Below are 26,738 nucleotides of genomic sequence, written 5' to 3' on the forward strand. Positions count from 1 at the left end.
TGTGCAGCAAGCAACTCGGCGGGCGCTTTTGCGGGATCAAGTAAAGCGCCTTGCCAAGTAGTCGATCAGAAATAACACGTGGAGCCCTTGGCATAAGGGGCACCCATTGATTGCCAGCGTAAAAACGTATAGGGAATACAGAATGAAACAGCATGGCTTAGGGGCTTGTACTCGCTCCCCCTTTTCACCCGCCAACCGATGGAATGAAACGCTTTTGCTTTGCACTGGCCTGCTAATGAGCAGTGGTGTTTTCGCTCAGCTACCGCCCGATGCAGGGCAGATACTGCAACAAAACGAGCCCCCCACTGCCAGCCCTCAATCTTCAACGGTGCCGTTAAACCTCCAGGGGCAACCACTTTCTGAGGTTGCCCCGGGTGGGCAACACATCAGCCTGAACGATATTCGCTTTAGCGGTAATAGTCGCTTCACCAGCAGCGAACTTCTCCTGCTCGTTCAAAACCAGATAAATCGCCCACAGGATCTGGCGGGCATCCAGGCAATGGCTAATCACATCAGCCAGTATTACCGCGATAACGGCTACCCGTTTGCACAAGCCCTTATCCCTGCGCAATCCTTGGCTAATGGCATACTTGAACTTCAGGTCGTTGAAGGGCGCTATGGCCAAGTGACGGCGACCAGCGATGACCCAACGTTAGCGGCAGCGACCACTCCTTGGTTGTCTGCTTTACGAACAGGCACTCCCATTGAGTCGGCGTCCCTGGAGCGAAGCATGCTGCTACTGGGTGATTTACCCGGTATAGCGATTACCCCCGTTATGCGGCCAGGCACCCGTCAAGGTGACGGCGATCTGGAGGTTCACGTAAATAGTCGTCAGCGTGTCATGGGGAGTATTGGAGCGGACAACCACGGTAGCCGTTTTTCCGGGGAATACCGGGGTAGAGCAAGCCTTTCAGCCTACCATTTGGCGACGATGGGCGATGAGTTAAGCCTTACCAGCCTTTATTCCAACGAGCATACCTGGCTAGGCGATTTACGTTATTCAACTCCTTTGGGCGCCCGGGGTATACGGGGTGAGCTCGGTTATGCCTATACCGATTATACGCTTGGTGAAGGCTTTGAAGGGTATACCGGCACCGCAGACGTTTATTCGGTGGGCGTCTATTATCCCCTCGTGCGCAGCCAACAATCCAATGTGTCATTAAGCGCCCGGTATCTCTATAAAGACTTGCACGATGATATTGATCTCTTTAACTATCGCCGAGCCACTAGCAGCCATGGCTTGCCGTTGGGTATACGCTTTGATCATCGGGATACGTTAGGTGCGGGGGGCGTTACCTACGGCTCCGTGGCGCTAACCCCTGGCACACTTTCCCAAACACAAACTGAGTTGGAAGATTCCGACTACGGCTTTACTTACGTCACTCTGGATGTCGCCCGAATTCAAGCGCTAGGCAGTGGTTTTGAACTATATGGCCGCATTAATGCTCAGTGGACAGACATTGACAGTATTGACGGCTCGGAACGTTTTTTCTTGGGAGGGCCGTATGGCGTGCGCGCTTACCCCGTTGGCGAAGGGTCGGATAGTCGTGGCTGGCTAGCTCAATTAGAGGGACGTTACCATGTAGGCAACGGCATGGCGCCGTATGTATTCGTAGACGGTGGACGCACTCTTGGAGGCGGTAATGATGATGACGCACGGTCGCTTGCGGGCGCCGGTATCGGGCTGCGTTACCAACATGAACGCATCAGCCTGAATGTTAGTAGCGCATGGAAGCTGGAGGGTGGCGATGCCCAGGCGGATAACCACCAGCGCACCCCTACCCTTTGGGCGTCAACCAGCTATCGTTTTTAATTATTCAACACACGATGGCAAGGCGTGGAGACTGTTTAAGCCTTGCCAGCCTGCCCCCTATTCGGCATCCGTACTACCAGGCGAGTAATACCTGGGCGCGAGAAAACCCATAACTGTCCTGACTGCCCCCTGGCACGAATCTGCATACTTTGGATACCGACGCTAAAGCCTGCATCTTTTACTAGCGACATATCAAAGCCAATGCCATCGTCTTCAATCGCCAAGAAGAGGTTATGTGTATTTTGGCGCAGGGTAATACGCGCCACTTTTGCTCGGCTATGCTTGATAATGTTGGTAAGTGCTTCTTCCATAATTCGTGCCAGCGCCATGCACCGTTCTTCAGTGGGTGGCTGGTGCCATTGGGTCGGAATACTCCAAATTAAGCGCATGTCCAGTTCATCAAATAATGTGCTGTAACGCTGCCTAATAGGGGCTATCCATGGCCCTGGCGCTGATGAGGCAGGCTGTGAAGAGGTAAACGCGTTATCAATAATATGCCGAAGATCGTTACGCAACAGCTTGAGCGTTGCGAGTGCAATTCGATGTATTTTGGTATTATCCAGGGAAGCGCTTTGATGCCTTTCCATACGCGCAATGGCACTTACCAGCGAACTTCCCAAGCCGTCGTGAAGCTCACGCCCTAATCTTAAGCGTTCGTGCAGTTTCGAGTTAGCAATACGCAAACGTTGCTGCTCATTCATTTGCGTTTGTAACGTTTGACGCGCTGCTTCTATTTCACTCTCTAACTCTGTGTTGAATGATGTTAGCCGCCGAATGGTGCGTCGGCTAAACAGCGTCATCACTATTGCCATACATAAAGCGGCAGGTAACGTAGCATAAGGAGCCCAAATGGTGGGTTCTTCGCTCCTGGCAGGGGAGAAAATAAGGGAAAGGTCATGAAGCATAATCATGACAAAAATAATTAAGGTAATACAAACAATGACCCGTTCAGTACGGGGGTTTGAAACGGTAAAGATAATAAACTGGATAAATACACTTAACAGTAGAATAGCAAACAGCAGAAACACGGCCACATCAACAATAGACCTCAATGAGGGGCTCGGCACATAGAGTAGCGCCATACTAGCGATTGCGACACATCCCCACAGGCTAAATTCCAAGCGCGGTGATCGGCGCTCGGCAAACCTCCATAGCAACATGCAAAAGCAGGCAACATAAAATACAAAGGCAATGTGGCTAATTTTTAATATGGCGAGGGTATCTGGTAATGGCCAAGGGTCCTGTAACTGTAAAACGCCATAAAAAAGCACCCAAGCTAAATTAACAGCGCCATACCAGAAAAACACACTTAGCTGCCGGTTCTTTATCCAAACGACCAAGCTTGCCAAACCAAATGCGAATGAAACCGTAATACTCATCCAGGGAATACGCAGTTTGCTCCATAGCCACGCATTATAAAGAGGCATGGCTTCATGGTAAGGCGCAATCACTACACTACCCAGCCCCGCGGGTATACGCTGCGGTATACCTTTTACATAAACATGCAGCGTATTCAGTGTATCGGCATGGCGATCAGCGTCTGTTAATATCCAATGACGCGGGGTATTGATTCCTTGGGTCAATGGTTCGCTCAAGGATACATCACGATGCAATAACTGGTTATTGACGTAGATGGCACCGGCGGTATTCAAATAGCTGACCACCAGTGTTAAAGGATCATCCAACCGCCCCCTTTGAAAACAATCCGCTCGAAACGTCACCCGATACAAGGCCCACCCCTGATAATCAGGCCAGCGCTCATACCAGCTAAAGTCGGGTAGGCGAACGTCACTCCATGCATCGTCTGGCGTATGTGTGGGAACGGGTATAGAAGAGACCTTGGCGACTTGGGCGCTAACAATAGCTTCATTACACGAGTGCGGAGCGGCAAATAGCGGTGAAGAAACCAGACTCAATATTACGAGAGTAGCCCCAAGGAACGCGCGGTAGTAACTGCAGAAACACGGTTGCATACAGTAAGCTTTTGATAAATATTTTTTATATGGCTTTCGACAGTATACTTGGAAATGCAAAGGTGCTCACTAATTTCCCTATTGCTCATGCCCTCTGAGACGAGTTGTAAAATACCTATTTGCCGTGAGGTTAGTGACTCATGGTTTTCCGGTGCGGGAATTAAGCCGTTTCCATTATGACTCTCTTTCCCTGCTCCTGGGCTTTCATCAAGGGGCAGGATGTTTTCAATGATACTTCTCGCTAGAAAAGGGTCAATCGGTGCCCCACCGCGCATTACACAGCGAATTGAAAGCATGATTTCCAGGTCATCCCGTTCTTTGAGTAAATAGCCATTGGCGCCTGCTATCAGCGCCCCCAAAATAGCGTCCTGGCTGCTCATTCCCGAAATAACCAAAATTAACATGGCAGGATTATGCTGACGAAAGCGTGAAATTACTTCAATGCCACTGCCATCAGGCAGGCCAAGATCCACAAGCGCTAAAGAGGGAATTTGATCAGAGAGATACTCCAGAGCACTTTTCACACAATCGACATGATCAATAACTGATTCATGATAGCCAATATCGCGCAAAATACGTGCTGAGCGTAAATGCATTTCTGGCTCATCTTCGACCAACAACACCGGCATGGGTAGCAACTGCTCACTGGTTGTCATGACGTGCTATCCTCGATACGCGGCGGGCAATCTGTCCCCCATTATTGCGTGATTACTTGTTCAATGCATCCCTGAAAACAGTGATTTTGAGCCCAAAGTAATGGCGCTGTAGGCGCCCCGCTCACTCTTTATATTGCACGGGCGTTAGCCAGTGCTTAAACGCTTCAAGCTCGCCCTGCACCGCTTGGCGATAGAGGTGCTGTAGCCTGCCCGTGACGCTATCAGAACTGATCGATTCACCCCGCTTCGACGCTCCTGCGCGTCCGCCGATATAACGTCCGTCCAACTCACGCAGCGGGAGTATTTCCGCGGCGGTGCCGGTTAAAAAAGCCTCATCGGCGGTATACAGCTCATCGCGAGTAATTCTGCGCTCACGCACCTCAATACCCAGTACCTGTTGCGCTAGCTGAATCACGCTATCCCGGGTAATTCCCTGCAGGCACGACGTCACCTCGGGCGTGTGCAGTACGCCGTCGCGCAGCAGGAAGACGTTAGCCGCCGAGGCTTCGGCTACATAGCCCTCGGGGTCAAGCATGATGGTTTCATCAAAACCGGCTTTCACAGCGGTATTGAGCGCCAGCATTGAGTTGACGTAGTGGCCGCTGGTCTTGGCGCGACACAGGCTGATATTCACATGATGGCGTGCCCAGGAAGACGTTAGCGCACGCAGCCCGTGGGTGGCGGCCTGGGGTGAGATATACGGGCCTAAATCCCAGGCGGCCACCATCACATGGGTGGTCAGTCCCTGGGCGCGAAGCCCCAGGCCTTCTGCGCCTGAAAACACGGTGGGTTTCAAGTAGGCATTGCTCAAGCCGTTTTTACTCAGACACTCGCGCTGGGCGGTGATTATTTCCGCTTCGCTAAACGGCAGTGGGACATCCAGCGCATGGGCGCTTTCCGCCAGGCGGCGCGTGTGTTCTGCCACCCGAAAAAGATGCGTACCGGTCGCGCCAGCGTAGGCGCGCACACCTTCAAAACAGCCCATGCCGTAATGCAGGGTATGGGTAAACAAATGCACCTTGGCCTCGCGCCATTCACGCCATTCACCGTCCTGCCAAATCCAGCCGTCGCGATCATAAAGCGGTGTCATGCATGCTCTCCCATTGTTGGCGCCAGCCATCGATCAGAACCTGCTGGTGCGGCTGCAAGGCCTGATAGCCCCAGGCAGCGATTTCATCATTCTGCGGATCGGGTACGCCAAGCGCGCTGCCCGCCAGGGTTTGGATAACGGCATGGCCACATAGCGGAACGTAGCCTTCTGAATAGCCGCCTTCGTGCACAAAGACGAGCTTACCTGCGCAGCAGCGCTCGGCAAGCACTTTAAGCTGGGCCGTCATGCGCGCGAAGGCGGCGCTGTTGAGCAGCATTTTGCCCAGCGGGTCCTTGGCGCAGGCGTCATAGCCACAGGCCACTACGATTAAATCCGGCGCGAAGACTTCGAGCGCTGGCAAAATAAGCCTTTCCATCGCGTATTCATAAGCCCCCAGGCCACAGCCGGGAGGCAGCGGCAGATTGAGGTTGGCACCCACACCGGCCCCTTCGCCCTGCTCCGCAAAGTGGCCGGTTTCCAGCGGATAATTTGCCGCCTGGTGAACTGAGACTGTTAACACGTCAGGCTCGGTATAAAACGCCGCCTGCTGGCCATTGCCGTGATGAACATCCCAGTCAAGAATTGCCACCCGCTGCGCCTGGCCTAGGGTACGTGCGCGCATGACCGCAACCGGAATATTGCCTAATAGGCAGAACCCCCGCCCCTGATCCGCTTCCGCGTGATGCCCCGGCGGGCGGCACAACGCATAGGCATTGTTGACCTGCCCTAGCGCCACGGCTTCTACCGCTGCGATAGCCAGCCCCGCCGATTGGCGAGCGGCGGCCCAACTGCCCGGCATAAACGGGGCACAGTCTCCGCCGTTACCGCCCTGCGCCTGGTCGCCTGCCTGCAGTGCCTCTAAATAGCGCGGGGTGTGAAAACGCAGCAGGTCATCCAGGCTGGCCGCCGGCGGTTTGACCACGTGGAGTTCGTCGATCAAACCGCTGACTTCCAGAATGTTTTTAAGCCGCCGCTTGCTCTCCGGGCTTTCCGAGGCGGCCTGGGGCTGCAAAAACTCACCGGGGGCAGAAAACACCCCAATCGCGCCCTGGTCATGCCAAAAGCAGCGCTCATGCCAGTAAAAGCCAGTTGTGCTCATGACGCAAAGCCCTGCATAAAGGCAGCCAGGTTGGCGCTGAGATGCTCGGTCGGATAGCCACCTTCCTGAATAATCACCGTGGGCAGCGCCAGCGCCGCCAAACGCTTGCCGACCTCAATAAACACGTCGGTCTCCACCTTCAGCCCCGCTAGCGGGTCATCCTTATGGGCATCCAGACCTAGCGCGACGACCACGGCTTCGGGCTCATAGCGCTGCAGGTGATCTATCAAGACGGCGAGGGCGTCTAGATACACCTCGCCATCGCTGCCAACAGGCAACGGTAAATTGACGTTGGCATCGACACCCTCATCGCTGCCCTCTTCATCAGTACCACCCCAGAAGAACGGATAGAAGTCGCTGGGGTCAGCGTGTAGCGAACCGGTCCATACATCGCTTCTTGAGTAAAAGATATCCTGGGTGCCGTTTCCGTGATGGAGATCCACATCAATGATGGCCACTTTGGCATAGCGCTCGCGCAGTACGGTAGCGGCAAGCCCGGCATTGTTTAACAGACAAAACCCACCAGCGCGCTCCGGCCCTGCATGATGGCCTGGCGGGCGGCACAACGCGTACGCGCTGGGCGCGCCGTTCAGCACTTCTTCTGCCGCGGCTTCAGCGGTGGCCGCCGAGGCCAGCGCGCCACGAAAGCTGGTCGCGCTTAGCGGGCAGGCCATATCGTGCAGGTGCCACCCTGCCTGGCCAATCGGGTGGCGCGGGTAGTGATGACCACCGCCGCAAGGATGAATATTGGGGGCGACGAACTCTGCGGCATTGGGAAGCTCCTGCCAGCGCGCGTAGATAGTATCGAGAAAGTGCAGATAGCGCGGCGTATGAATCTGCTCCAGGCGCTTGCGCAAAGTGGGCGAATCGGCATCAAAAGGTTCGCTCAGCGTAAGGCCTACGCTTGCCAAGCCCTGGGTAAGCAGCTCGGCACGCACCGGGCCTTCCGGTGAAGGCACAGGCTGGCCGCGTAGCAGAAAGGTCGGCGGCGCATGGTAGGCCTGATCGGGGTGGTAAAAGCATTTCATAATGAGTTCGCAATCCTTGGCAGCCCGTTAGAGTAAAGAAGGAATCCAGGTGGATAGCGCTGGAAAAGCGGCAAGCAGCACGATCACCACAATAAACGATACGTAAAACGGCAGTGACGCCACGATAGCCCGCTCATAGGGCACTTCGGCTATGCGTGCAGCGGTCATCAGGGTCATGCCTACCGGCGGCGTCACGTTGGAGATATTGAGTACCACAATCATTAGAATCGCGAAGTGCAGTGGGTCAAAACCTAACTGCAGCATGGCAGGTACCAACACCGGAGCAATCACTACCAGCGCGGGCAGCACATCCATTACCGTACCAATTATCAAGAGTAGCAGGCAGACCAGCATCAGCTGCACAAAGGCGACATCGCTAAAGGTAGTAATCATGCTGGCAGCGTCTCGGGCAATCCCCGATCGGGTGACGAACCAGCCCAGCACGGCGGAGGTCGCGAGTAGAAAAAACACCACGCCAGAGAAGCGCACCGTGGTCACCAGGGCGTCCCATATCTTGCGCCAGGTAAGATTGCGGTAGAACACCACGCCAATCACGATGGCATACACTGCCGCAAAGCCGGATGCTTCGGTAATCGTGGTGAGCCCCGAAAGAATACCGCCCAGAATAATCAGCGGCACCACCATCGCCGGTAGCGCGACCAGCAGCGCCACTATCGCGGCCTTAAAGGGAGTGGGCGCCTGTTTAGGGTAGCCGCGTTTCCAGGCCAGAAAAAAGCTCACCCCAAGTAGCGCCAACGCCATCAATAGGCCGGGGATAATGCCGCCCGCAAACAGGTCGATCACCGATATATCGCGCAGCAGCGTGGCGTAAACCACCATGACCACACTCGGCGGAATGATCGGCCCGATAATTGATGAGCAGGCGGTAACCGCGGCGGCATACTCGGCGTCGTAGCCTTGCTTTTTCATCTCGGGGATCATGATTTTGCCGATCGCGACGGTATCGGTTACGGCCGCGCCCGTGAGGCCTGCAAAAAACACCGATACCGAAATATTGACGTGGGAAAGCGATCCACGCACCCGGCCAAACAGCGCATTGTTAAAGGCGATCAGCTTATGGGTGAGCCCGCCCTGGTTCATCAGCTCAGCGGTAAAGATAAAGTACGGCACGGCAATCAGCAGAAAGCCGGAAACGCCGGAGAACATACGGTCCGCGATAATTCCCAGCATGCGCTCGCCACCCAGCGCAAAGCCGCCCGCCAAGCCCGACATCGCCATGACCACCGCCACCCCAATAAACAACAGCAGCACGAAGACTAAAATTGCAGGGGTCATGAGCGGCTCTCCCCGTCATTGGTTTCAATGAGCTCATCAATCATGGCGCGCTCATCTATAAAGTGCTCCAACAAGGCAAAGCCGTGCACCAGGTGCAAGAGCATAATGACGCCGCTGATAGGCACTACGACGGCGGTGAACTTACTCGGAATGCGAATCTGGTCGGAGACCATGTACACCTGAGTCGCGTTGGTGAAGTAGCCCCAGCCATACCAGACCAACATCAGCGCAAACAAGCCGATAACGGCCAGACAAAGCCCCGCCGCCACCTGCACCATGATTTTGGGCAAACTACGTACCAGCAGCGTCATTGCCACGTGTTCGCCATAGCGCAGTGAGATGGTCATGGAGAGAAAACCTATCCACGGCAAAAACAGCCGCGCCAGCGAATATGTCCAGCTCAGCGTGCTGCCGGTGAATAGCTTGTAAACAAACGCGGTAAAAGAGATGCCCAGCATGGCGAGAATACAGCCAATGCACAGCACGATCGCCACCTGATTGACGCTATCGCTTAGGCGGCGCAACGAGTGTAAAACGCCCATGATGATTCCTCACGCTGGGGCATACCCGCTCCCCAGCGTTTATCCGTCGCTAACCGTTATTGGGCCTGGTTTTATTGACCATAAACGCGCATATCGTCACTCGCCAGCTGCTGGCCGACCTGCTCGACTTCATCAAGCAGCCCCTGCACGCGGGCGCTATCCATGCCGAAATCATCAACAATCCACGCCTGCCAAGCCGGGCGGGCAATCTCGGCCATACGTTCGCGTTCGGCATCGGGCATCAGGTAGCAGGCTTCAAAGCGCTCACAGGATTCCACCCAGCTGGCCGTTGCCAAAGCACCCGACATGCCATGGCTTAGCTGAATCGCTTCGCGGGCAGAGCTGATCAGCGCCTGTTGATGGCTTTCCGGCAGCGTCTGGTACCAGGACTCACTAACCATCCAGGGCGCGCTGTTATACACATGCCCGGTGAGCGTGGTGTAGTCCGTTACGGCATCGAAGTTGAAGGTGGTATTGAGCACAGGCGCGTTGAACTGGCCATCGGCAAGGCCGGTTTCGAGCGCAGTAATCAGTTCGCCCCAGGGCAAAGGCGTTGCGGAAGCGCCTAGTGAACGCATGATCGCCACGTGAGCGGGGTTCTCTTCGGTGCGAATATTCAGCCCTTCCAGGTCTTCAAGCGTTTCGATCAAATGGACGTTATTAGTAAACGCAACGAAACCGCCGCCGTCATCAAAGGTTCCCAGATAGCGCATGTTGGCCGCATCGACGGTGCCGGACATGAAGTCGGCAAACCACTCGCTGTCAAAGAAGGTCCACGCCTGACGCCAGCTGGTAAACAAAAACGGGGCGGTGACCGCTTGATAGTCACCATAAAAAGAGGACATGGCCCCGGCTGACATGATGGTCGACTGAAGCGTGCGGCCCGCCTGCACTTCAGAGCCGTTTTCCACTTCAGAACCCAGCTGCCCACCGCCGAAAATGGTGACTTCCAGATCGCCGTCGGTACGTGCTTCCACAAGGTTTTTGAAGTGCACCAGCGCCGGATAAATTTCGTTATTACTCATATCCTCCGGGATCTGGGTGGCAATCACCATTTCATACGATTGGGCTTGAGCGTTGGCACTGGCAATCGCCAACGGAAGTGCTGCCAGAGCAGCCAAGAGCAAAGATTGATTAGCGTTCATAACACACCTCGTTTTGATTATTGGTTGGTCTTCGTTATGAGTGACGTCTTAAGTTATTTTTTAGTGATGGCATGATTGTATTTATTTTTGCCATCTCTGCTTGCCCGCCTGTTTACGTTGTCTTTTTAGCCTGTCTGGTCAGGCAGCGACTCCCATACCTCAATAGCGGCGGCCAGGTCTTCAAGCGATGCGCCGACCGATTTAAACAGCGTGATGGTGTCATCAGAGGCTCGACCGGACTTAGCACCAGAGAGCACCTCGGCTAACTCAGCCTGAATATCTTCAAAGCGGAAGGCCCCCTCATCAATGGCCTGAAGAATATCGCCCGCTTCGCCCTGGGCACCGGCGTAGGTGTCCACAAACACCGCCGCACGGCGCAGGCATTCGGCATCCGTTTCGCGCATTTGCGGCCGGAAGGCGCCAATCAAATCCAGATGCGTACCGGGGGTTAACCATTCGCCTTTAATCAACGGCTGGGTTGAAAGCATCACGCAGCTGACGATATCGGCTTGCGCTACGGCCACGGCCAAGTCGTCAACCACTTCGGTGGTAAAGCGCGTGGCGTACGCCTGGGCGATCGCTTCGGCCTTGCTGGCGTTACGCCCCCAGATCATTACCCGCTTAATAGGCCTGACGCTGGCGTGGGCTTCGATCACCATGGGCGCCAGCTTGCCCGTGCCTACCACCAGCAGCGTTTCGGCAGACTCTTTGGCTAACGCCTGAGCCGCTAATGCGGAAGCGGCCGCCGTACGTCGCCGCGTGAGCTCGCTACCATCGATACAGGCAAGCGGCTGGCCGTGTTTGCCTTCGCTGAGAAGATAAAGCCCTGAAATCGCCGGTACGCCATGGTCTGCGTTTTGCGGAAACACATTGACCATTTTGACGCCAATATAGCCAGCGGCTTCCCAGGCAGGCATCAGCAGCATGGTGGCTTCGCCATCGGGCCGGTGCATAGCGTGGTGATGGCGCGGCGGTGACTCAACCCCCTTCACAAACGTTGCATGCAGTCGACTAATCAGCCCTTCCCAAGAGAGGTGGCAAGCCACCTCTTCAGCAGAAACAACCCGCATATCAAGCCTCCGGCAGTGCGGCGACCACCATGATTTCGACTTTCCATTCAGGCTTGGCAAGCTTTGCTTCAAGCGCGGCACGCACGGGTGGACGTCCTGGCACGACCCAGGCATCCCAGGCAGCGTTCATTTGGTCAAATTCCGCCATGCTGGTGACCCAGACTTGCGCTGAAATAAGGTGCTGCTTGGAAGTACCCGCCTGCTCCAGCAGCTGATCGATACGCGTTAGCACCTGTTCGGTCTGGCCACGCATATCGGCGCTGGCATCGCCCGGCACCTGGCCCGCGAGATACACGGTACCGTTATGAATAGCCACTTGGCTCATACGCGCATTGCTGTCTTGATAGGTAACGCTCATAGAGTTTCTCCAGAAAATAATAGGATCCATTTGAGACTACGATGTTGCCAGGCAACTCGCTTGCCCCAAACTCCGACAGTTTTGCCCGTAAATCAGGTAAGTCACAAGAAGTGATAAACAAGAGATAAAAGAAGGGGGAAGCCTAGCGGTCTGATGAAGGGGCAATATCAAAGTGGCGGCGATAAGCGCGCGAAAAACTGCCTTGATCACGAAAGCCCACCAGCATAGCGATGTGGCCCAGGCTCAAGACGCTGTGCCTTGCCAGGGTGCGGGCATGCTCCAAACGCCGCCGCTGCACGTAGGTCAAGGGCGTAACGCCGGTCAGCTCGCGAAAGCAGGCGTGAAAATGCCCAGGGCTCAGCGCACACAGGGCGGCCAGCTGCTCGACCCGAATATCATCGGCTAAATGCTGGTCCAGCCAGGCGTCAAGGCGCTCCAAATCAAGTCGTTCACTGACACACCGCGTGCCTAACTGGGCAACGGCTGAGACGGGTTCATCCTGCAAATACATGGTCAGCGCGCGCAGTAGCAAAATGGCGATTTCATTTTGCAGCCCAGGACACTGCTCAAGCTGATTTGCCAGCGCGTGGGTAAGCTGGTTTAAAGCCGGCGGGATGGTGAAGAAGCGCGGTTTATCAAATAGCCGCTCGATGTCATCGCCCTTTTCAAGGCTAGCTAATTGGGCAACCGGAATATCCAGCACCAGGGTACGGTTACTGCCATCGCCTTCATATTCATGATGTCGTGAAGAAGGAATCAAACAGCCACGGCGTGCGGTAACACGCTCTCCCTGCCCTTCCATGGCAAGCTCTGTCACCCCGCTGGTTGCCAGAATCAGCTGATGAAAATCATGCGAGTGAGCCACATGCTCAGATGCCAGGTTTCGGCTTTGCAGCTCAAAACGGGTCATGGCAATCGCCTTTCTTATTGGAATCTATCTTTGCACTATAAAACGACCAGCAGCGAAAAAGCGAGCCAGCGAAGATGGCGCTAAAGGGCGGCACTGGGTCATTGAGGCCGCCTTGGCCTAACCACTAAACCCTACATACCAGATCACGAAAGGCACCGCCGCCAGAAATAGCGTAGATATCATGGCGAGCAGCCCGTCCCTGGTCAGAAGCCCGGCCGCGAAGCAGGCGATGGCGGCGGAGGCTATCGAACCGGATGTGGGGATGACTTCCATAAACGGCATAAAGGGCGTCACGGCCAAAATAACGGCGAGCGGCAGATATAACCAAGGCGGCTTGACGAAAAACACTAGGCGCGGCTTGAGAAAACGCTCGACGAAATGAACCGGCTTGCGCAGCCAGTTAATCCCCTTGCAGAGCTTGCTGGTCGACAGGTTTTTACGTGAAACGAAACTTGGCAGCCAGAGACAATCCCGCCCCAGAATTAACTGTGCCACGAGGATAAACTCGATGGCCGCAACGATCGCAGTGACTCCCGGTATAGAACTTGCCGGAGACGTCGAAATAAGGGCAAACATTAGCATCAGTGATGCAAAGGAGTGTGGGCCGAGTTCTTCCACAAGCGACCCGATCGTTACTTTTTTCCCTTGAACCGAGTGTTCTAAGTGATCAAGCACCTCGCTGAGCGCCCGCGTTGTGTTTTCGGCCATTATTTGAGCTCCCTGCTCGCCATAAAGCCTTTCAGGCAATAAATAAAGCACCTGCATCCATGGCATCTGAATAGCCGCCTGAAACACCTGTGCCGACACTGTCGAGTGTAGTCCAGATTGGTGTATTCAAATATTGAGTGCCGCACTAATGCTAATGCGAGCCAATACCGCAAAGCGCTATGGAGACGTTGGGAACGCCAAAACCAAAAAAGGGCCTAGCGATGAACGCTAAGCCCTAAAATTTGGTGCCGGTGGCCAGACTCGAACTGGCACACCCGTAAAGGCGGCGGATTTTGAATCCGCTGCGTCTACCAATTCCGCCACACCGGCAATGGATGCGCATTATACGGAGATAACCCTTGAGGTCAATCACATTGACTGACTTTATCTAGCGAAGGGGGTATCCTATGCCGCCTGTTTGACCACTGTTAAGAGCCAACCCATGCAGCGCGCGGACTTTTATTTCGAGCTACCCGATGAGCTGATTGCTCGCTACCCTTCTGAGCAGCGCAGCGACTGCCGTTTGCTGTGCGTGGATGGTCAGAGCGGCGCGCTTGAGCATCGCCAGTTTACGGATCTTCTTGAGCGCCTAAATCCCGGCGATTTGCTGGTATTTAACGATACCCGGGTGATCCCCGCCCGCCTGCACGGCCATAAAGCCAGCGGCGGCAAGGTAGAGATGCTGCTTGAGCGCCCGCTGGATAGCCATCGGGGCCTGGCGCATATCCGCTCGAGCAAATCGCCCAAGCCCGGCACCGAGCTGATTTTTGAAGGTGATATTCACGCCGTGGTAGAAGGCCGCCGCGATGCGCTGTTTGAGCTACGCTTTTTGGGTGATACGCCGATGATCGCGCTATTAGAGCAGCACGGCCATATGCCGTTGCCGCCCTATATCACCCGGGAAGACGAGCTCAGCGACCGCGAGCGTTACCAAACCGTTTACGCCCGCCGCGATGGCGCCGTGGCCGCCCCCACGGCGGGCCTGCATTTTGATCAGCCGCTGCTGGATGCCCTGGCTGAAAAAGGCATCAACAGCGCGTTTGTCACTCTGCACGTGGGCGCGGGCACCTTTCAGCCGGTGCGGGTGGACAATATTCTTGAACACCATATGCACAGCGAGTGGATTGAGGTGTCGGAAGCCACCTGTCAGCAGGTGCGCGAGACGCAGGCCGCGGGCAACCGGGTGATTGCGGTGGGCACCACCAGCGTGCGCTGTCTGGAAAGCGCCTGCCAGAAAAGCGACGACGGGCAGATAGCGCCCTACAGCGGGGATACGGATATCTTCATCTACCCAGGCTACGAGTGGCGCTGTGTGGATGCGTTGATTACCAACTTCCACCTGCCGGAATCGACGCTTTTGATGCTGGTGTCCGCATTTGTCGGCTATGACACGATGATGAATGCCTACCGTGAGGCGGTTGCCGAACGCTACGCTTTCTTTAGTTATGGCGATGCGATGCTGCTTATCCGTTAGCGGCTACCCTGTAAAAGCCGCCACTACTGCTTTATCGATGATTACTTAACGAGTTACGACAATGCGAAACGAATGCTTTATGCGCTTTGAGCGCCTGGCCGACGATGGCCGCGCTCGGCGCGGTCGCCTTCACTTCCCCCGTGGCACAGTTGAAACCCCTGCGTTTATGCCGGTGGGTACTTACGGCACCGTAAAAGGCATGACGCCGGATTCTATCAAGGAAATCGGCGCTGAAATCATTCTGGGCAACACCTTTCACCTGTGGCTGCGCCCGGGTACCGAGGTCATTGAAGCCCACGGCGACCTGCACGACTTCGCCCAGTGGGATAAGCCGATCCTCACCGATTCCGGCGGTTTCCAGGTATTTTCGCTGGGCGAGATGCGTAAAATCACCGAGCAGGGCGTGCATTTCCGCTCGCCGGTAGATGGCAGCAAGGTCTTTATGGGGCCCGAAGAGTCCATGGCCGTGCAGCGCTCGCTGGGCTCTGATGTAGTAATGATCTTTGACGAGTGCACGCCCTACCCGGCCACGTATGAGGAAGCTGAGAAATCCATGGAGCTGTCGCTACGTTGGGCCAAACGCTCACGCGACGCTCACGGCGACTCGCCTTCAGCGCTTTTCGGCATCATCCAAGGCGGCATGCACCCCGAGCTTCGCGAGCGCTCGCTCAAAGGACTCATGGAGATCGGCTTTGACGGCCTGGCGATTGGCGGGCTTTCCGTTGGCGAGCCCAAGGAAGAGATGATCAAGGTACTGGATTACCTGCCCACCTGGATGCCGGATGAAAAGCCACGCTACCTGATGGGCGTAGGTAAACCTGAGGATCTGGTGGAAGGCGTGCGCCGCGGTGTGGATATGTTTGACTGCGTGATGCCGACCCGCAACGCGCGTAACGGCCACTTGTTCACCGCTGACGGTACGGTCAAGATTCGTAACGCCAAGCATCGCCATGACACCAGCCCCCTTGAAGAGGGTTGTGACTGCTATACCTGCAAGAATTTCTCGCGCGGCTATTTGCACCACCTGGACCGCTGCAACGAAATGCTCGGATCGATGCTCAATACCATCCACAACCTGCGCTACTACCAGCGTGTAATGGCTGATTTGCGCGCGGCAATCGAAGCGGGTACATTGACGACCTTTGTGGAAGGCTTTTATGCCCGGCGCGGCCTACCGGTGCCTCCCCTAGCCGAATAGAGTTCACCCGCTTTGGCGGGTGAGTAAAGGGGCGCTTATCAACATAATAGTTAATCAGCGCCTCTTCTAACCCTTTCACCCATTTAGGGTATTAACCCAGGAGTTCTCTGCAATGCTGGATTTCTTCATCTCACCAGCCCACGCCCAAGAAGCGGCCGCTGGCGGTGGTATCGCGCAAATCGTCATGCTGGTCGGTTTTGTGCTGATTTTCTACTTCCTGTTGTGGCGCCCCCAAGCCAAGCGTGCCAAGCAGCACAAGCAGCTGGTCACTAGCTTGGACAAAGGCGATGAAGTCGTCATTGGCGGTGGTCTGGTAGGCCGCGTCACAAAGGTCAGCGATGAGTTCCTGACCCTTGAAGTGTCTGAAGGCACCGAAGTTAACGTGCAGAAGAATGCCGTTGCCGCCGTACTGCCGAAGGGCACCATTAAGTCCATCTAACGCCCGCAACTCCCCCTGCCGATCCAGTGCCAGCCACCCCGGCAGGGGTGCCATGGTAGGTACGATGGTAAATTTTGCTGTGCATGGAATCCCCATGCACAGCAATTCCGTTTGTAATTGAAGGCAGGGCTTGCATGCTCAACCGTTACCCCCTGTGGAAGTATCTACTGATACTGGTCGTCCTGGTGGTTGGCCTTATCTATTCGCTTCCCAACTTATTCCCCGCAGATCCCGCTATTCAGCTCAGCAGCGCCCAGGGTGACACGCTGGAATTGCGTCAAATCCAACGCGTTGAAAGCGCACTTGAAGAAAACGACATCGTCGTCAAAGCCTCTGAGCAAGAAAACGGCCAGTGGCTGATTCGCTTGCGCAACAATGATGACCAGCTAAGCGCTCGCGATATTGCCGCTGACCTCTTAGGCAGCGATGCAACCGTGGCACTTAACCTTGCAGACGCCACGCCTCCATGGCTGCAGGCGTTTTCCGCCTCCCCCATGACACTGGGTCTTGATCTGCGCGGTGGCGTTCACTTCCTGCTGGAAGTGGATATGGAAGCGGCACTCACCCAGCGCCTGGAAGTCAATGCCAGCGCCATGCGTGAACTGTTGCGCAGCGAACGTATTCGTTATCGCAACACCGAGGTTGAAGACCGTACGCTGTCGATCGACTTTGCAAGCTCTGAAGACCGCGACAGCGCACGCCGCTTGATTAGCCGTGACTTCCCCAATTTCGAATACAGCACGCAAGGCAGTGGTCGGTCTTCTTCGCTGGTGATGACGCTGAGCGATCAGACCGTCAACGAAATTCAGGACTACGCGATCAACCAAAACTTAACCACCCTGCGTAATCGGGTGAATGAGCTGGGTGTTGCCGAGCCAATGGTTCAACGCCAAGGGCCGAACCAGATTGTGGTCGAGCTACCCGGCGTACAGGACACCGTAGCGGCCAAGCGGATCGTGGGCGCGACGGCGAACCTTGAGTTCCGCCTGGAAGCACGCAACGACACGCCTAATGCAGAAACCGAAACCCTCTCATTCCGTAATGATTCAGCACGCTCGGCCGAGCTGATGCGCGACGTAATCATTACCGGCGACAGCGTTTCCAGCGCCAGCAATAGCTTCGATGAAAACGGTCGTCCGCAGGTAAATATCAATTTGGATGGCACCGGCGGCACGCTGATGAACCGCGCCACGCGCACCAATATCGGCCGCAACATGGCGGTGCTGTTCATCGAGCATAAGAGCGAAGACACGGTGGTCACCGACCCGGATACCGGCGAAGAAACCATTGAGCGCGAGCCTTATGTTGAGCGCGGCCTAATCAGCTTAGCGACCATTCAAAGCGCACTGGGTAACAGCTTCCGGATTACCGGCCTGGACTCGCCGACAGAAGCCGCTGAGCTTGCGCTGCTGCTACGTTCCGGTTCGCTGGCCGCGCCGATTTACTTCGTGCAGGAGCGCACCATTGGCCCAAGCCTGGGTGCGGAAAACATCGAACGCGGCCTGCTGTCGGTGCAAATCGGCTTGCTGCTGCTAGTGCTGTTTATGCTGGCGCGCTACAAAGTGTTCGGTATTTTTGCCAACGTTGCTCTCGCCCTCAACCTGACGATTCTGGTCGCGGTAATGTCGATGCTGGGCGCCACACTCACCCTGCCGGGTATCGCCGGTATCGTACTGACGCTGGGTATGGCGGTGGATGCCAACGTGCTGATCTTTGAGCGCATACGTGAAGAACTGCGTAACGGGCTATCGATTCAGCAGGCCATTCATGCAGGCTACGAGCGCGCCTTTACCTCGATTGTCGATGCCAACATCACCACGCTGTTAGTCGCGGTGATCCTGTTCTCGATTGGTACCGGCCCGGTCAAAGGATTTGCGGTCACGCTCTCTATCGGCATTTTGACGTCCATGTTCACCGCGCTAATGGTGACACGCGCCATGGTCAACCTGACCTACGGCAGCAAACCCGTCAAAAAGCTGTGGATCTGAAGAACATGGATCTGAAGAGCATGGACCTGAAGAGCATGAACCTGAACCACGCGCTCAGCCCAGAATTTAAGAGGTGGTAATGAAACCCCTATCAAACCTGCAAATCGACTTTATGGGACGGCGCAACCTGGCGTTCATCGTCTCTGCTGTAATGCTGATTGTGTCGATTGGCGCCCTGGTGTTCCAACAGCTCAATCTGGGGCTCGACTTCACCGGGGGCACGCTGATTGAGGTTCGCTATGGCGCAGCACCCTCTTTGGATGCTATCCGCCAGCTGATGGTGGATAGCGGCTTTAGGGATGTCTCGGTACAAACCTTCGGCGCCTCAACCGAGGTTCTGATCCGTTTGCAGCAAGCGTTTGACCCTGATGTGGGCAGCGATGTCGTCAACCTGCTGCGCACCAGCGGTGAAAACGTCAACCTGGTGCGTGCCGAGTTCGTCGGCGCCCAAGTAGGTGACCAACTGCGTGATCAAAGCGGCCTGGGCCTGCTGGTCGCACTCGGCGTGGTAATGCTGTATGTCGCTTTCCGCTTCCAGTACAAGTTTGCCATCGGGGCGCTTTTAGCCCTGCTTCACGATGTAATGATCGTGGTGGGCATCTTCGCGCTGTTCCAGCTGGAGTTCGACCTGACGGTACTGGCGGCTATTCTGGCGGTTATCGGCTACTCACTGAACGATACGATCGTGGTGTATGACCGCATTCGTGAAACAATCCGCACCTCGCGTATCGATGATATGCCGCAGATCTTTAACGAAGCGATCAATGCCACCCTGTCGCGTACGCTAGCCACCTCCGGCACCACAATGCTGGTGTTGATTGCCCTGCTGATCCTCGGCGGCGATATGATCGAGAATTTTGCGATCGCTCTGCTGATCGGCATCGGCGTGGGTACGTTCTCCTCCATCTACATCTCGGGTGCCCTGCTGCTTCCGCTCAAACTTTCGCGTGAGGACCTGATCCCCACCAAGAAAGCCATTGATGAAGAGGAAGAAGAGCTGCCCTGAAAGAAAGCGGTGTTCCAACACTGATAAGCAGCCAACAAAAAGGCCCTGCCGAAATAACCCGGCAGGGCCTTTTTAGTACGTAAATAATAAATAGCTATTCATTACCCACTATTCACAACTCACCATTCACCAACTCACTATTCACCATTCACAACTCACCAATTACTATTTACCACTTACCATTCACTACTTAAAAATGCGGCGCCAGCTGCTTGATCAGCGCTTTATACAGACGTGGGCCTGCGGCCATCAGCTGCCCTTCTACCTTGACGCTGGGCTGGCCATCGGGCGTGCCCATCAGCGCACCCGCTTCTTTAAGAATCAGGCTGCCTACCTGCATATCCTGCTCTTCCATACCCAGCACAAACGCGCTATCAACACGACCGCTAGCCAGTTCGCACATATCCAGCAGGCCGCTACCGGTTGCCAACAGTGTTTCTACCTGGGGGGCAAGCTGTTGGGTCACGGAAAGATAGGCAGGGAGGTTACGAGGGCGCAGCCAGGCTTCGGGAAGGCTCATGGCCAGGCGCGTGCCGGTAATCGCAGTAGGTTTACTAACCCGCATACGTTTACCATTGTGCTGAGCGCCGCGGCCGCGGCTGGCGATATATTCATCATCACCAAACGGCGAAATGACCACCGCGTGTTCCGGACGGCCTTTAACAAGACACACCACTGAGAGAGCAAAGCCTTTACCCGCCACCGCTAAATTAGAGTAGCCATGCATGGGTTCAATCTTCCAGACGGTATCAGCACCCTCGCCTTCACCTGATTTGTGTGAAGTATAACGGCCAACGTAGCCGTGCAGGGGGTAGCCGCGCTCCAATTGATGCACAATAGTCGCTTCAGCCTTGCGCGCCGTATCTTCTAGCAGGCGGTCAAGATTGGACTCTTCATGGGCGTTTTCGATACGTTCACGGACACGTAAAAATTGTTCAACCGCGCTGCGCGCTGCGCGCAACGTAAATTGGACCATCGGATTCATGATCGGGCCTTGTCGCAGTGATGTTAAAGAACAGTAGGCAGGGGGTTGCCTTTGGCGCGCAATTCTAGCAGACCACTCGCAGGCATGCTATCGACTCGTGCTAAACTGGCCGTTTTCCGCTTTTGATCATCAAGCCCGCTTACCGAGCCCTATCCACCGAGCCCCATCACTATGCTTGAATGTATTCGTATTGTTTTAATCGGCACCAGTCATCCCGGCAATATAGGCGGCGTTGCCCGCGCCATGCACAATATGGGCTTGGCCGATTTAGCTCTGGTCGCTCCTCGCTGTGAAATCATTACCCAAGACAGTATTTCCCGCGCCTCCGGTGCTGACCACCTTTTGCATCAGGCAAGCGTACACGCGACGCTTGAAGAGGCCGTGACCGACTGCACGCTAGCGGTGGGCGCCAGCGCCCGTTCGCGCACCCTCCCCTGGCCCATGCTAACCCCTCGTGAAGTGGCGGATCGTCTGCCTGGCGAGTGCCAAACGCCTGATTCACGCGTAGCGCTGGTCTTTGGTCGTGAAGATAGCGGCCTGACCAACGCCGAGCTTCAGCGCTGCCATGCCCATGTGCATATTCCCACCAACGCAGATTTTAGCTCGCTGAACCTGGCCGCCGCGGTGCAGGTGCTGGCCTATGAGTGCCGCATGGCCTGGCTAAGCCAGCAAGATGCCGCGCCTGCGCCTGATGCGGATGATGAATTAGCCCTAGTAACTCATGAAGAGTTAGAGCGCTATTTTGAACACCTGGAACGCACGCTGATCACGATTGAGTTTCACGACCCAGCACAACCTCGCCAACTGATGGCGCGGCTGCGCCGGCTCTATTTGCGCGCGCGTCCAGAGAAAATGGAAATGAATATTTTACGCGGCATTTTATCTGCCACTGAAAAAGCGGCAGGCAAGTAATAACCGAACCACTTTAATAGGCAGGGCAGGCGTAAACTTGAAGTTACTGTCAGGCGCCCCAACCTCGCTACCCTGCTAACGGTATTTTAATTGCTTAACTGGCCGTTTTATTGACCGTCGTGCCTGAGCTGACCCAAGGATCCTCCATGTTCCAACGCCTACGTGAAGATATTAACAGCGTATTTGACCGCGACCCGGCGGCCCGTAACTTTTTAGAGGTTCTGACCAACTACCCAGGCCTCCACGCGCTGCTGATTCACCGTTGCGGTCACTGGCTATGGAAAAAAAATCTAAAATGGCTGGCCCGAACGCTCTCCACGTTTTCCCGCTGGCTGACCGGTATTGAAATTCACCCTGGCGCCACCATAGGGCGGCGCTTTTTTATCGATCATGGAATGGGCGTGGTGATCGGTGAAACGGCGCTGGTGGGCGATAACGTCACGCTTTACCAAGGCGTGACGCTTGGCGGCACCAGTTGGAATAAAGGCAAACGTCACCCCACCCTTGAAGACGGCGTGATTGTCGGGGCGGGTGCTAAAATACTCGGCCCCTTTACCGTAGGTGCAGGTGCTAAAATCGGCTCTAACGCAGTGGTCACTAAAGAAGTCCCCCCCGGTGCCACCGTTGTCGGCATACCCGGCAAAATCGTTAAGCGCGCCGACCCAGATGTAGAAGAGGCGCTGGATGTGGACCCGATCCGCCGCGAAGCGATTTGCCAGAAATTCGGCTTTGATGCCTACGGGGTAAGTCAGGATATGCCCGACCCTGTCGCCCGCTCCATGCAGGCGATGCTCGATCATATGCACGCCGTGGACGAGCGCATTGAGCGTATGTGCTCAACGCTAAGCAAGCTGGACGCCAACTACCACGATGGGCACCTACCGAAACTGCGTGATGAAGACTTTGCTGGCGTGCTGGATGAACACGACACTGGCTGTGCCGCCCCGGAAAAGCCCGCCACACAGCCAGGCAAGCCCGAGATAGGCCTTAACGATGATAGCCTGCCGCCGCGTAATGGTTGACCAAACTACTCGGGCTTTCCCATAATGGCAGCACATTTGTCGGGAGCACGCTGAAGGTTCAGCGTCGAGGTGCCTGTCATGCGTTTAACTACCAAAGGCCGTTACGCGGTTACCGCCATGCTTGATCTGGCCCTGAATGATCAATACGGCCCGACCAGCCTGGGGGATATTTCGCAGCGTCAGGAGATATCACTCTCCTACCTTGAGCAGCTGTTTGCCCGGCTTCGCCGCTCAGGGCTTGTGCGTAGCGTTCGCGGTCCAGGCGGTGGTTATCTGCTGAGCAAGCCGGCAAGCGATATCAGCGTCTCAGCGGTGATTGACGCCGTGGATGAAACGGTAGACGCCACGCGCTGCCAAGGGTTATCCGACTGCCAACAGGGCAACACGTGCTTAACACATCATCTGTGGTGCGAACTATCCGGCCAGATTCGGCACTTTTTAGATGACATCACGCTTGCCCAATTGATGCAGCGCCCCGATGTACTACGTATTGCCTCGCGGCAAAGAAATCGTGTTGAAGCGGGTATTCTCGCCTCATCACCGTAATGGCCAAGCGGCACACTATCGCTATCTGGCGCTTTTGAATTAAGCGGGTTCCCATGACGACGACAACCACACCTTTGCTACCGATTTATCTGGATTACGCCGCCACCGCGCCGGTAGACGCCCGCGTGGCCGAGGTTATGCAGCGCTACCTGACGGTTGATCAGCTGTTTGCCAACCCCGCTTCGCGCAGCCATATGCTGGGCTGGCAGGCCGAACAGGTAGTCGAGCAGGCACGTCGTCAGGTAGCCGACACGATTGGTGCTGACCCGCGCGAAATCGTCTGGACCAGCGGCGCGACAGAGGCCAATAACCTGGCGCTGATTGGCTACATGCGGGCCAACCGCGAACGCGGCATGCATTTGGTGACCTCGACCATTGAGCATAAAGCAGTCGTGGACACTGCCCTTGCGCTGGAAAGTGAAGGTTTTGAAATCACCTGGCTAACGCCTGGGCAGGATGGCACCGTCACAACCGAGCAGCTACGCGCCGCCATGCGCGATGATACCGCGCTGGTTTCGTTAATGGCGGTGAACAACGAACTGGGCAGCATTAACGACATTGCCGCGCTCGCCGCCATCGCCCACGAATTCGGCGCCGTTTTTCATACCGACGCCGCCCAGGCCGTGGGCCGAATTCCGCTGAATGTAGTTGCTCAGGAAATCGATCTGATGTCGCTTTCCGGGCATAAATCCTACGGACCCAAAGGGGTTGGCGCGCTGTATGTTAAGCGCCACCCCGACATCCGCCTTGAAGCGCTAATCCATGGCGGTGGGCACGAGCGCGGTATGCGCTCAGGCACCCTGCCCACCCATCAAATTGCCGGGATGGGTGAAGCCTTTGCACTCATCCATAAAGAATACGCCGAGGATCAGGCGCATATTGCCAACCTGCAACAGCGCTTTTTGGCTGGGCTTGCCGATCTTGACGGGGTGGTAGCCAATACACCGCTTGACCGGGCGGTACCCAACATCCTGAACCTTGCGTTTGAAGGTATCGATGGTGAGTCGCTGCTGATGGCCCTGCGCGATGTCGCCGTGTCCACCGGCTCGGCCTGCAACTCGGCAAGCGTTGACCCGTCTTATGTATTATTGGGGGTAGGCGTTCCGCGCGGCCTGGCGCTCTCCTCGCTACGTTTTAGCTTTGGGCGCTTCACCACCCAAAACGATATTGACCATGCTTTAACCCTCATTCGCCATGCGGTGAGCGGTTTACGAACACTGCCACGCTAAGCGGCTGGCGCATTTTTTAGGAGGACGCCCCATGGCAACACTCAACATTACCTCAGCTGCCGCACAACAGATCCGCCATGTGCTTGATGAGCGCGGTCAGGGTTTAGGCCTGCGCGTATCGGTCAAACCCAGCGGCTGCTCGGGCTATAGCTATGTGCTGGATTTTGCAGATGAAGTCGGCGATGACGAAATTCACTTTGAAGATCATGGTGCCAGCGTGTATGTAGCGCCCGATGCGCTTGAGATGCTCGACGGCAGCGAAGTGGACTATGTCAGCGAAGGATTGAACCGCTTTTTCAAGTTCAATAACCCGAATGTAAAAGACGAATGCGGCTGCGGCGAAAGCTTTACGGTGTAATACGCAGGCGCCCATGTCATCATCGGTATTCAATGCTGGCTTGAGGCGCTATAATCGCGCCCACTCGGTAAACGGTGAACACGACCGTACGCTTGCCGAAACGATTTTCCTTCGCCGCCCCGGCTTGCCGAGGCGGCAATTTCTGCTTTATCCCTTTTTTTAAAGGCCTCAAGGAGATATTTACATGGCTACTGAACGCACTCTGTCTATCATCAAGCCCGATGCCGTTGCTAAAAATGCGATCGGCGACATCATCGCTCGCTTTGAAAAAGCCGGCCTGCAGGTCGTTGCCGCTAAAATGACCCACCTTTCTGAAGAGAAAGCGGGCGGCTTCTACGCTGAGCACAAAGAGCGTCCGTTCTTTAAAGACCTGGTTGGCTTCATGACGTCAGGCCCGGTGGTTGTTCAAGTACTGGAAGGCGAAGGCGCCATTGCCAAAAACCGTGATCTGATGGGTGCAACCAACCCGAAAGAAGCGGCACCGGGTACTATCCGTGCTGACTTTGCGGAAACAATCGACGCCAACGCTGTCCATGGTTCCGATTCTCCTGAAAGTGCTGAGCGTGAAATTAGTTACTTCTTCGGTAACGATGAAATCTGCCCGCGCTAATTAATTAGCGGCGCCGTTTCAACGTTCGTTGCCGGCCATTTTCGCGGGGGCTTTGCCCCCGCCCCTTTCCAGAACGCTGACCGCCATGACCACCACCGTAGCCCAACATACGCCCGCTCCCCAATCCACGTCTGACAGTGTAACGCCAGCGGAAAAAGCGCCTGAGCGCCAGAACCTGCTGGGCCTGTCGTGCGAACAGATGGAAGCGTTCTTTTTGTCGATTGGCGAGAAGAAGTTTCGCGCCGCCCAACTGATGAAATGGATCCACCAGGAAGGTAGCGACGACTTTACCGCCATGACTAACCTGTCTAAGCCGCTGCGGGAAAAGCTGGCGAAGGTGGCAGAGATTCGTGGCCCCAGCGTTATTTATGAAGGCACTTCAAGCGACGGTACGCGCAAGTGGGTGCTTGAAGTCGAAGACGGAAGCTACGTTGAGACAGTCCTAATTCCGGCCGAGAACGGTAAGCGCCGCACGCTGTGCGTGTCTTCCCAGGTTGGCTGTTCACTGGACTGTAGCTTTTGCTCTACCGGCAAACAGGGTTTTCAGCGCAATTTAACCGCTGCCGAAATCATTGGCCAGGTATGGGTTGCCCAGCGCAGCGTAGGTCCGCGCCGTGACACCGCCAACCGCCCGGTCACCAACGTGGTCATGATGGGCATGGGTGAACCCCTGCTCAACTTCGACAACGTGCTGCCCGCTATGAAGCTGATGCTGGACGATAACGGCTATGGCTTGTCCAAACGCCGCGTCACGCTGTCGACCTCCGGCGTTGTCCCCATGATCGACAAACTGGGCGACGAAATTGACGTCAGTCTGGCCATTTCTCTACACGCCTCGACCGACGAGCTGCGTAACGAGCTGGTGCCGATCAACCGCAAGTACAACATCCGCATGCTGCTGGATGCTTGTCATCGCTATTTATCCAAATGCCCGGATAATCGCCAAGTCACGATCGAGTACACCTTGATCAAAGACGTGAATGACCAGCAGGAGCACGCCGAACAGCTAGCCGCTCTGCTTAAAGAGCTGCCTTGTAAGATTAATCTGATACCGTTTAACCCGTTCCCCAATTCAGGGTATGAGAAGCCTTCACGCAATCAGGTGATGCGTTTTCAACAGTGGCTTTACGATCTGGAGTACAACGCCACGGTACGTGTCACCCGCGGTGATGATATCGATGCCGCCTGTGGTCAGTTGGTGGGCCGCGTAAAAGACCGCACTAAACGCAGCGCACGCTATATCCAATCCGTGCAGCTTGACGCTGACTAAACGGTGCTTATCT

The 26,738-nt window shown here is 55.6% G+C and carries 26 protein-coding genes and 1 tRNA gene; 13 read left to right on the plus strand and 14 right to left on the minus strand.

Annotated elements, in window-relative coordinates; genetic code table 11:
• Window positions 1-142: 142 nt before the first annotated feature.
• Window positions 143-1,813: a ShlB/FhaC/HecB family hemolysin secretion/activation protein gene (locus ACT3XD_RS08560; RefSeq protein WP_192538626.1), complete on the plus strand. Its 1,671-nt coding sequence runs from the start codon at window positions 143-145 to the stop codon at window positions 1,811-1,813.
• A 35-nt stretch (window positions 1,814-1,848) separates the two neighbouring features.
• On the opposite strand, the gene ACT3XD_RS08565 is transcribed toward ACT3XD_RS08560, so the two are convergent.
• The 13 genes from ACT3XD_RS08565 to ACT3XD_RS08625 form a co-directional block, all read right to left on the minus strand.
• The gene (locus tag ACT3XD_RS08565; RefSeq protein WP_192538625.1) at window positions 1,849-3,729 is read right to left on the minus strand and encodes a sensor histidine kinase; all 1,881 of its coding nucleotides are present in this window, start codon (window positions 3,727-3,729) and stop codon (window positions 1,849-1,851) included.
• Window positions 3,730-3,731: 2 nt separating this feature from the next.
• Complete coding sequence (locus ACT3XD_RS08570; RefSeq protein WP_192538624.1) at window positions 3,732-4,442, minus strand: response regulator transcription factor; 711 nt, start codon at window positions 4,440-4,442, stop codon at window positions 3,732-3,734.
• Window positions 4,443-4,563: 121 nt separating this feature from the next.
• Window positions 4,564-5,532, minus strand: a complete 969-nt coding sequence (locus ACT3XD_RS08575; RefSeq protein ID WP_192538623.1) for a branched-chain amino acid transaminase — start codon at window positions 5,530-5,532, stop codon at window positions 4,564-4,566.
• Complete coding sequence (locus ACT3XD_RS08580; RefSeq protein WP_192538622.1) at window positions 5,516-6,631, minus strand: class II histone deacetylase; 1,116 nt, start codon at window positions 6,629-6,631, stop codon at window positions 5,516-5,518. The genes ACT3XD_RS08575 and ACT3XD_RS08580 overlap by 17 nt, the downstream gene beginning before the upstream one ends.
• On the minus strand, window positions 6,628-7,659 hold the full coding sequence (locus ACT3XD_RS08585) for a histone deacetylase family protein (protein WP_192538621.1): 1,032 nt from the start codon (window positions 7,657-7,659) through the stop codon (window positions 6,628-6,630). The genes ACT3XD_RS08580 and ACT3XD_RS08585 overlap by 4 nt, the downstream gene beginning before the upstream one ends.
• A 27-nt stretch (window positions 7,660-7,686) precedes the next feature.
• Window positions 7,687-8,955, minus strand: a complete 1,269-nt coding sequence (locus tag ACT3XD_RS08590; RefSeq protein ID WP_192538620.1) for a TRAP transporter large permease — start codon at window positions 8,953-8,955, stop codon at window positions 7,687-7,689.
• Complete coding sequence (locus ACT3XD_RS08595; RefSeq protein WP_192538619.1) at window positions 8,952-9,497, minus strand: TRAP transporter small permease; 546 nt, start codon at window positions 9,495-9,497, stop codon at window positions 8,952-8,954. Before ACT3XD_RS08595 ends, ACT3XD_RS08590 begins: the two co-directional genes overlap by 4 nt.
• A 71-nt stretch (window positions 9,498-9,568) precedes the next feature.
• Window positions 9,569-10,642, minus strand: coding sequence for a TRAP transporter substrate-binding protein DctP (gene dctP / locus ACT3XD_RS08600; RefSeq protein ID WP_192538618.1), 1,074 nt, complete (start codon window positions 10,640-10,642; stop codon window positions 9,569-9,571).
• A gap of 125 nt (window positions 10,643-10,767) precedes the next feature.
• Window positions 10,768-11,712, minus strand: coding sequence for an ornithine cyclodeaminase family protein (locus ACT3XD_RS08605; protein ID WP_192538617.1), 945 nt, complete (start codon window positions 11,710-11,712; stop codon window positions 10,768-10,770).
• Window position 11,713: 1 nt separating this feature from the next.
• Window positions 11,714-12,070, minus strand: coding sequence for a RidA family protein (locus ACT3XD_RS08610; protein ID WP_018918116.1), 357 nt, complete (start codon window positions 12,068-12,070; stop codon window positions 11,714-11,716).
• 142 nt (window positions 12,071-12,212) lie between these two features.
• Entirely contained in the window at window positions 12,213-12,980 is a 768-nt protein-coding gene (locus ACT3XD_RS08615; RefSeq protein ID WP_192538616.1) for a helix-turn-helix transcriptional regulator, read from the minus strand.
• A 117-nt stretch (window positions 12,981-13,097) separates the two neighbouring features.
• A complete protein-coding gene (locus tag ACT3XD_RS08620; RefSeq protein ID WP_225736208.1) occupies window positions 13,098-13,754 on the minus strand; it encodes an exopolysaccharide biosynthesis protein in 657 nt (218 codons plus the stop codon).
• 177 nt (window positions 13,755-13,931) lie between these two features.
• Window positions 13,932-14,018 (minus strand) — tRNA-Leu (locus tag ACT3XD_RS08625).
• A gap of 112 nt (window positions 14,019-14,130) precedes the next feature.
• Between ACT3XD_RS08625 and queA the strand changes: the two genes are divergently transcribed.
• From queA to secF, 5 genes are all read left to right on the plus strand, one after another.
• Window positions 14,131-15,162, plus strand: a complete 1,032-nt coding sequence (gene queA, locus ACT3XD_RS08630) for a tRNA preQ1(34) S-adenosylmethionine ribosyltransferase-isomerase QueA (protein ID WP_192538615.1) — start codon at window positions 14,131-14,133, stop codon at window positions 15,160-15,162.
• Between the two features lie 79 nt (window positions 15,163-15,241).
• Complete coding sequence (tgt, locus tag ACT3XD_RS08635; RefSeq protein WP_441676193.1) at window positions 15,242-16,360, plus strand: tRNA guanosine(34) transglycosylase Tgt; 1,119 nt, start codon at window positions 15,242-15,244, stop codon at window positions 16,358-16,360.
• Between the two features lie 112 nt (window positions 16,361-16,472).
• Complete coding sequence (gene yajC, locus ACT3XD_RS08640; RefSeq protein WP_018918121.1) at window positions 16,473-16,799, plus strand: preprotein translocase subunit YajC; 327 nt, start codon at window positions 16,473-16,475, stop codon at window positions 16,797-16,799.
• Window positions 16,800-16,933: 134 nt separating this feature from the next.
• On the plus strand, window positions 16,934-18,787 hold the full coding sequence (gene secD / locus ACT3XD_RS08645) for a protein translocase subunit SecD (protein WP_192538613.1): 1,854 nt from the start codon (window positions 16,934-16,936) through the stop codon (window positions 18,785-18,787).
• A gap of 79 nt (window positions 18,788-18,866) precedes the next feature.
• Window positions 18,867-19,793 (plus strand): protein translocase subunit SecF, encoded by a 927-nt coding sequence (gene secF, locus ACT3XD_RS08650; protein WP_192538612.1) that lies wholly within the window; start codon window positions 18,867-18,869, stop codon window positions 19,791-19,793.
• A 190-nt stretch (window positions 19,794-19,983) separates the two neighbouring features.
• Here the strand turns inward: secF and ACT3XD_RS08655 are convergent, their stop codons facing one another.
• Window positions 19,984-20,778, minus strand: coding sequence for an inositol monophosphatase family protein (locus ACT3XD_RS08655; protein WP_192538611.1), 795 nt, complete (start codon window positions 20,776-20,778; stop codon window positions 19,984-19,986).
• Window positions 20,779-20,949: 171 nt separating this feature from the next.
• On the opposite strand from ACT3XD_RS08655, the gene trmJ reads away from it, so the two are divergent.
• The 7 genes from trmJ to rlmN all read left to right on the plus strand — a co-directional run bounded on the left by trmJ (window position 20,950) and on the right by rlmN (window position 26,725).
• Entirely contained in the window at window positions 20,950-21,690 is a 741-nt protein-coding gene (trmJ, locus tag ACT3XD_RS08660) for a tRNA (cytosine(32)/uridine(32)-2'-O)-methyltransferase TrmJ (protein ID WP_192538610.1), read from the plus strand.
• A 128-nt stretch (window positions 21,691-21,818) separates the two neighbouring features.
• Entirely contained in the window at window positions 21,819-22,712 is an 894-nt protein-coding gene (gene cysE, locus ACT3XD_RS08665; protein WP_263974114.1) for a serine O-acetyltransferase, read from the plus strand.
• Window positions 22,713-22,790: 78 nt separating this feature from the next.
• Window positions 22,791-23,258 (plus strand): Fe-S cluster assembly transcriptional regulator IscR, encoded by a 468-nt coding sequence (iscR, locus tag ACT3XD_RS08670; RefSeq protein ID WP_192538608.1) that lies wholly within the window; start codon window positions 22,791-22,793, stop codon window positions 23,256-23,258.
• Window positions 23,259-23,311: 53 nt separating this feature from the next.
• Window positions 23,312-24,487 (plus strand): aminotransferase class V-fold PLP-dependent enzyme, encoded by a 1,176-nt coding sequence (locus ACT3XD_RS08675; RefSeq protein WP_192538607.1) that lies wholly within the window; start codon window positions 23,312-23,314, stop codon window positions 24,485-24,487.
• A gap of 31 nt (window positions 24,488-24,518) precedes the next feature.
• The gene (locus tag ACT3XD_RS08680; RefSeq protein ID WP_192538606.1) at window positions 24,519-24,845 is read left to right on the plus strand and encodes a HesB/IscA family protein; all 327 of its coding nucleotides are present in this window, start codon (window positions 24,519-24,521) and stop codon (window positions 24,843-24,845) included.
• A gap of 184 nt (window positions 24,846-25,029) precedes the next feature.
• Entirely contained in the window at window positions 25,030-25,455 is a 426-nt protein-coding gene (ndk, locus tag ACT3XD_RS08685; protein WP_018918130.1) for a nucleoside-diphosphate kinase, read from the plus strand.
• Window positions 25,456-25,540: 85 nt separating this feature from the next.
• Window positions 25,541-26,725: a 23S rRNA (adenine(2503)-C(2))-methyltransferase RlmN gene (rlmN, locus tag ACT3XD_RS08690; RefSeq protein ID WP_192538604.1), complete on the plus strand. Its 1,185-nt coding sequence runs from the start codon at window positions 25,541-25,543 to the stop codon at window positions 26,723-26,725.
• Window positions 26,726-26,738: the final 13 nt, after the last annotated feature.

The sequence above is a fragment of the Halomonas sp. AOP7-B1-5 genome (assembly GCF_052353045.1).
Taxonomy (GTDB): domain Bacteria; phylum Pseudomonadota; class Gammaproteobacteria; order Pseudomonadales; family Halomonadaceae; genus Vreelandella; species Vreelandella colorata.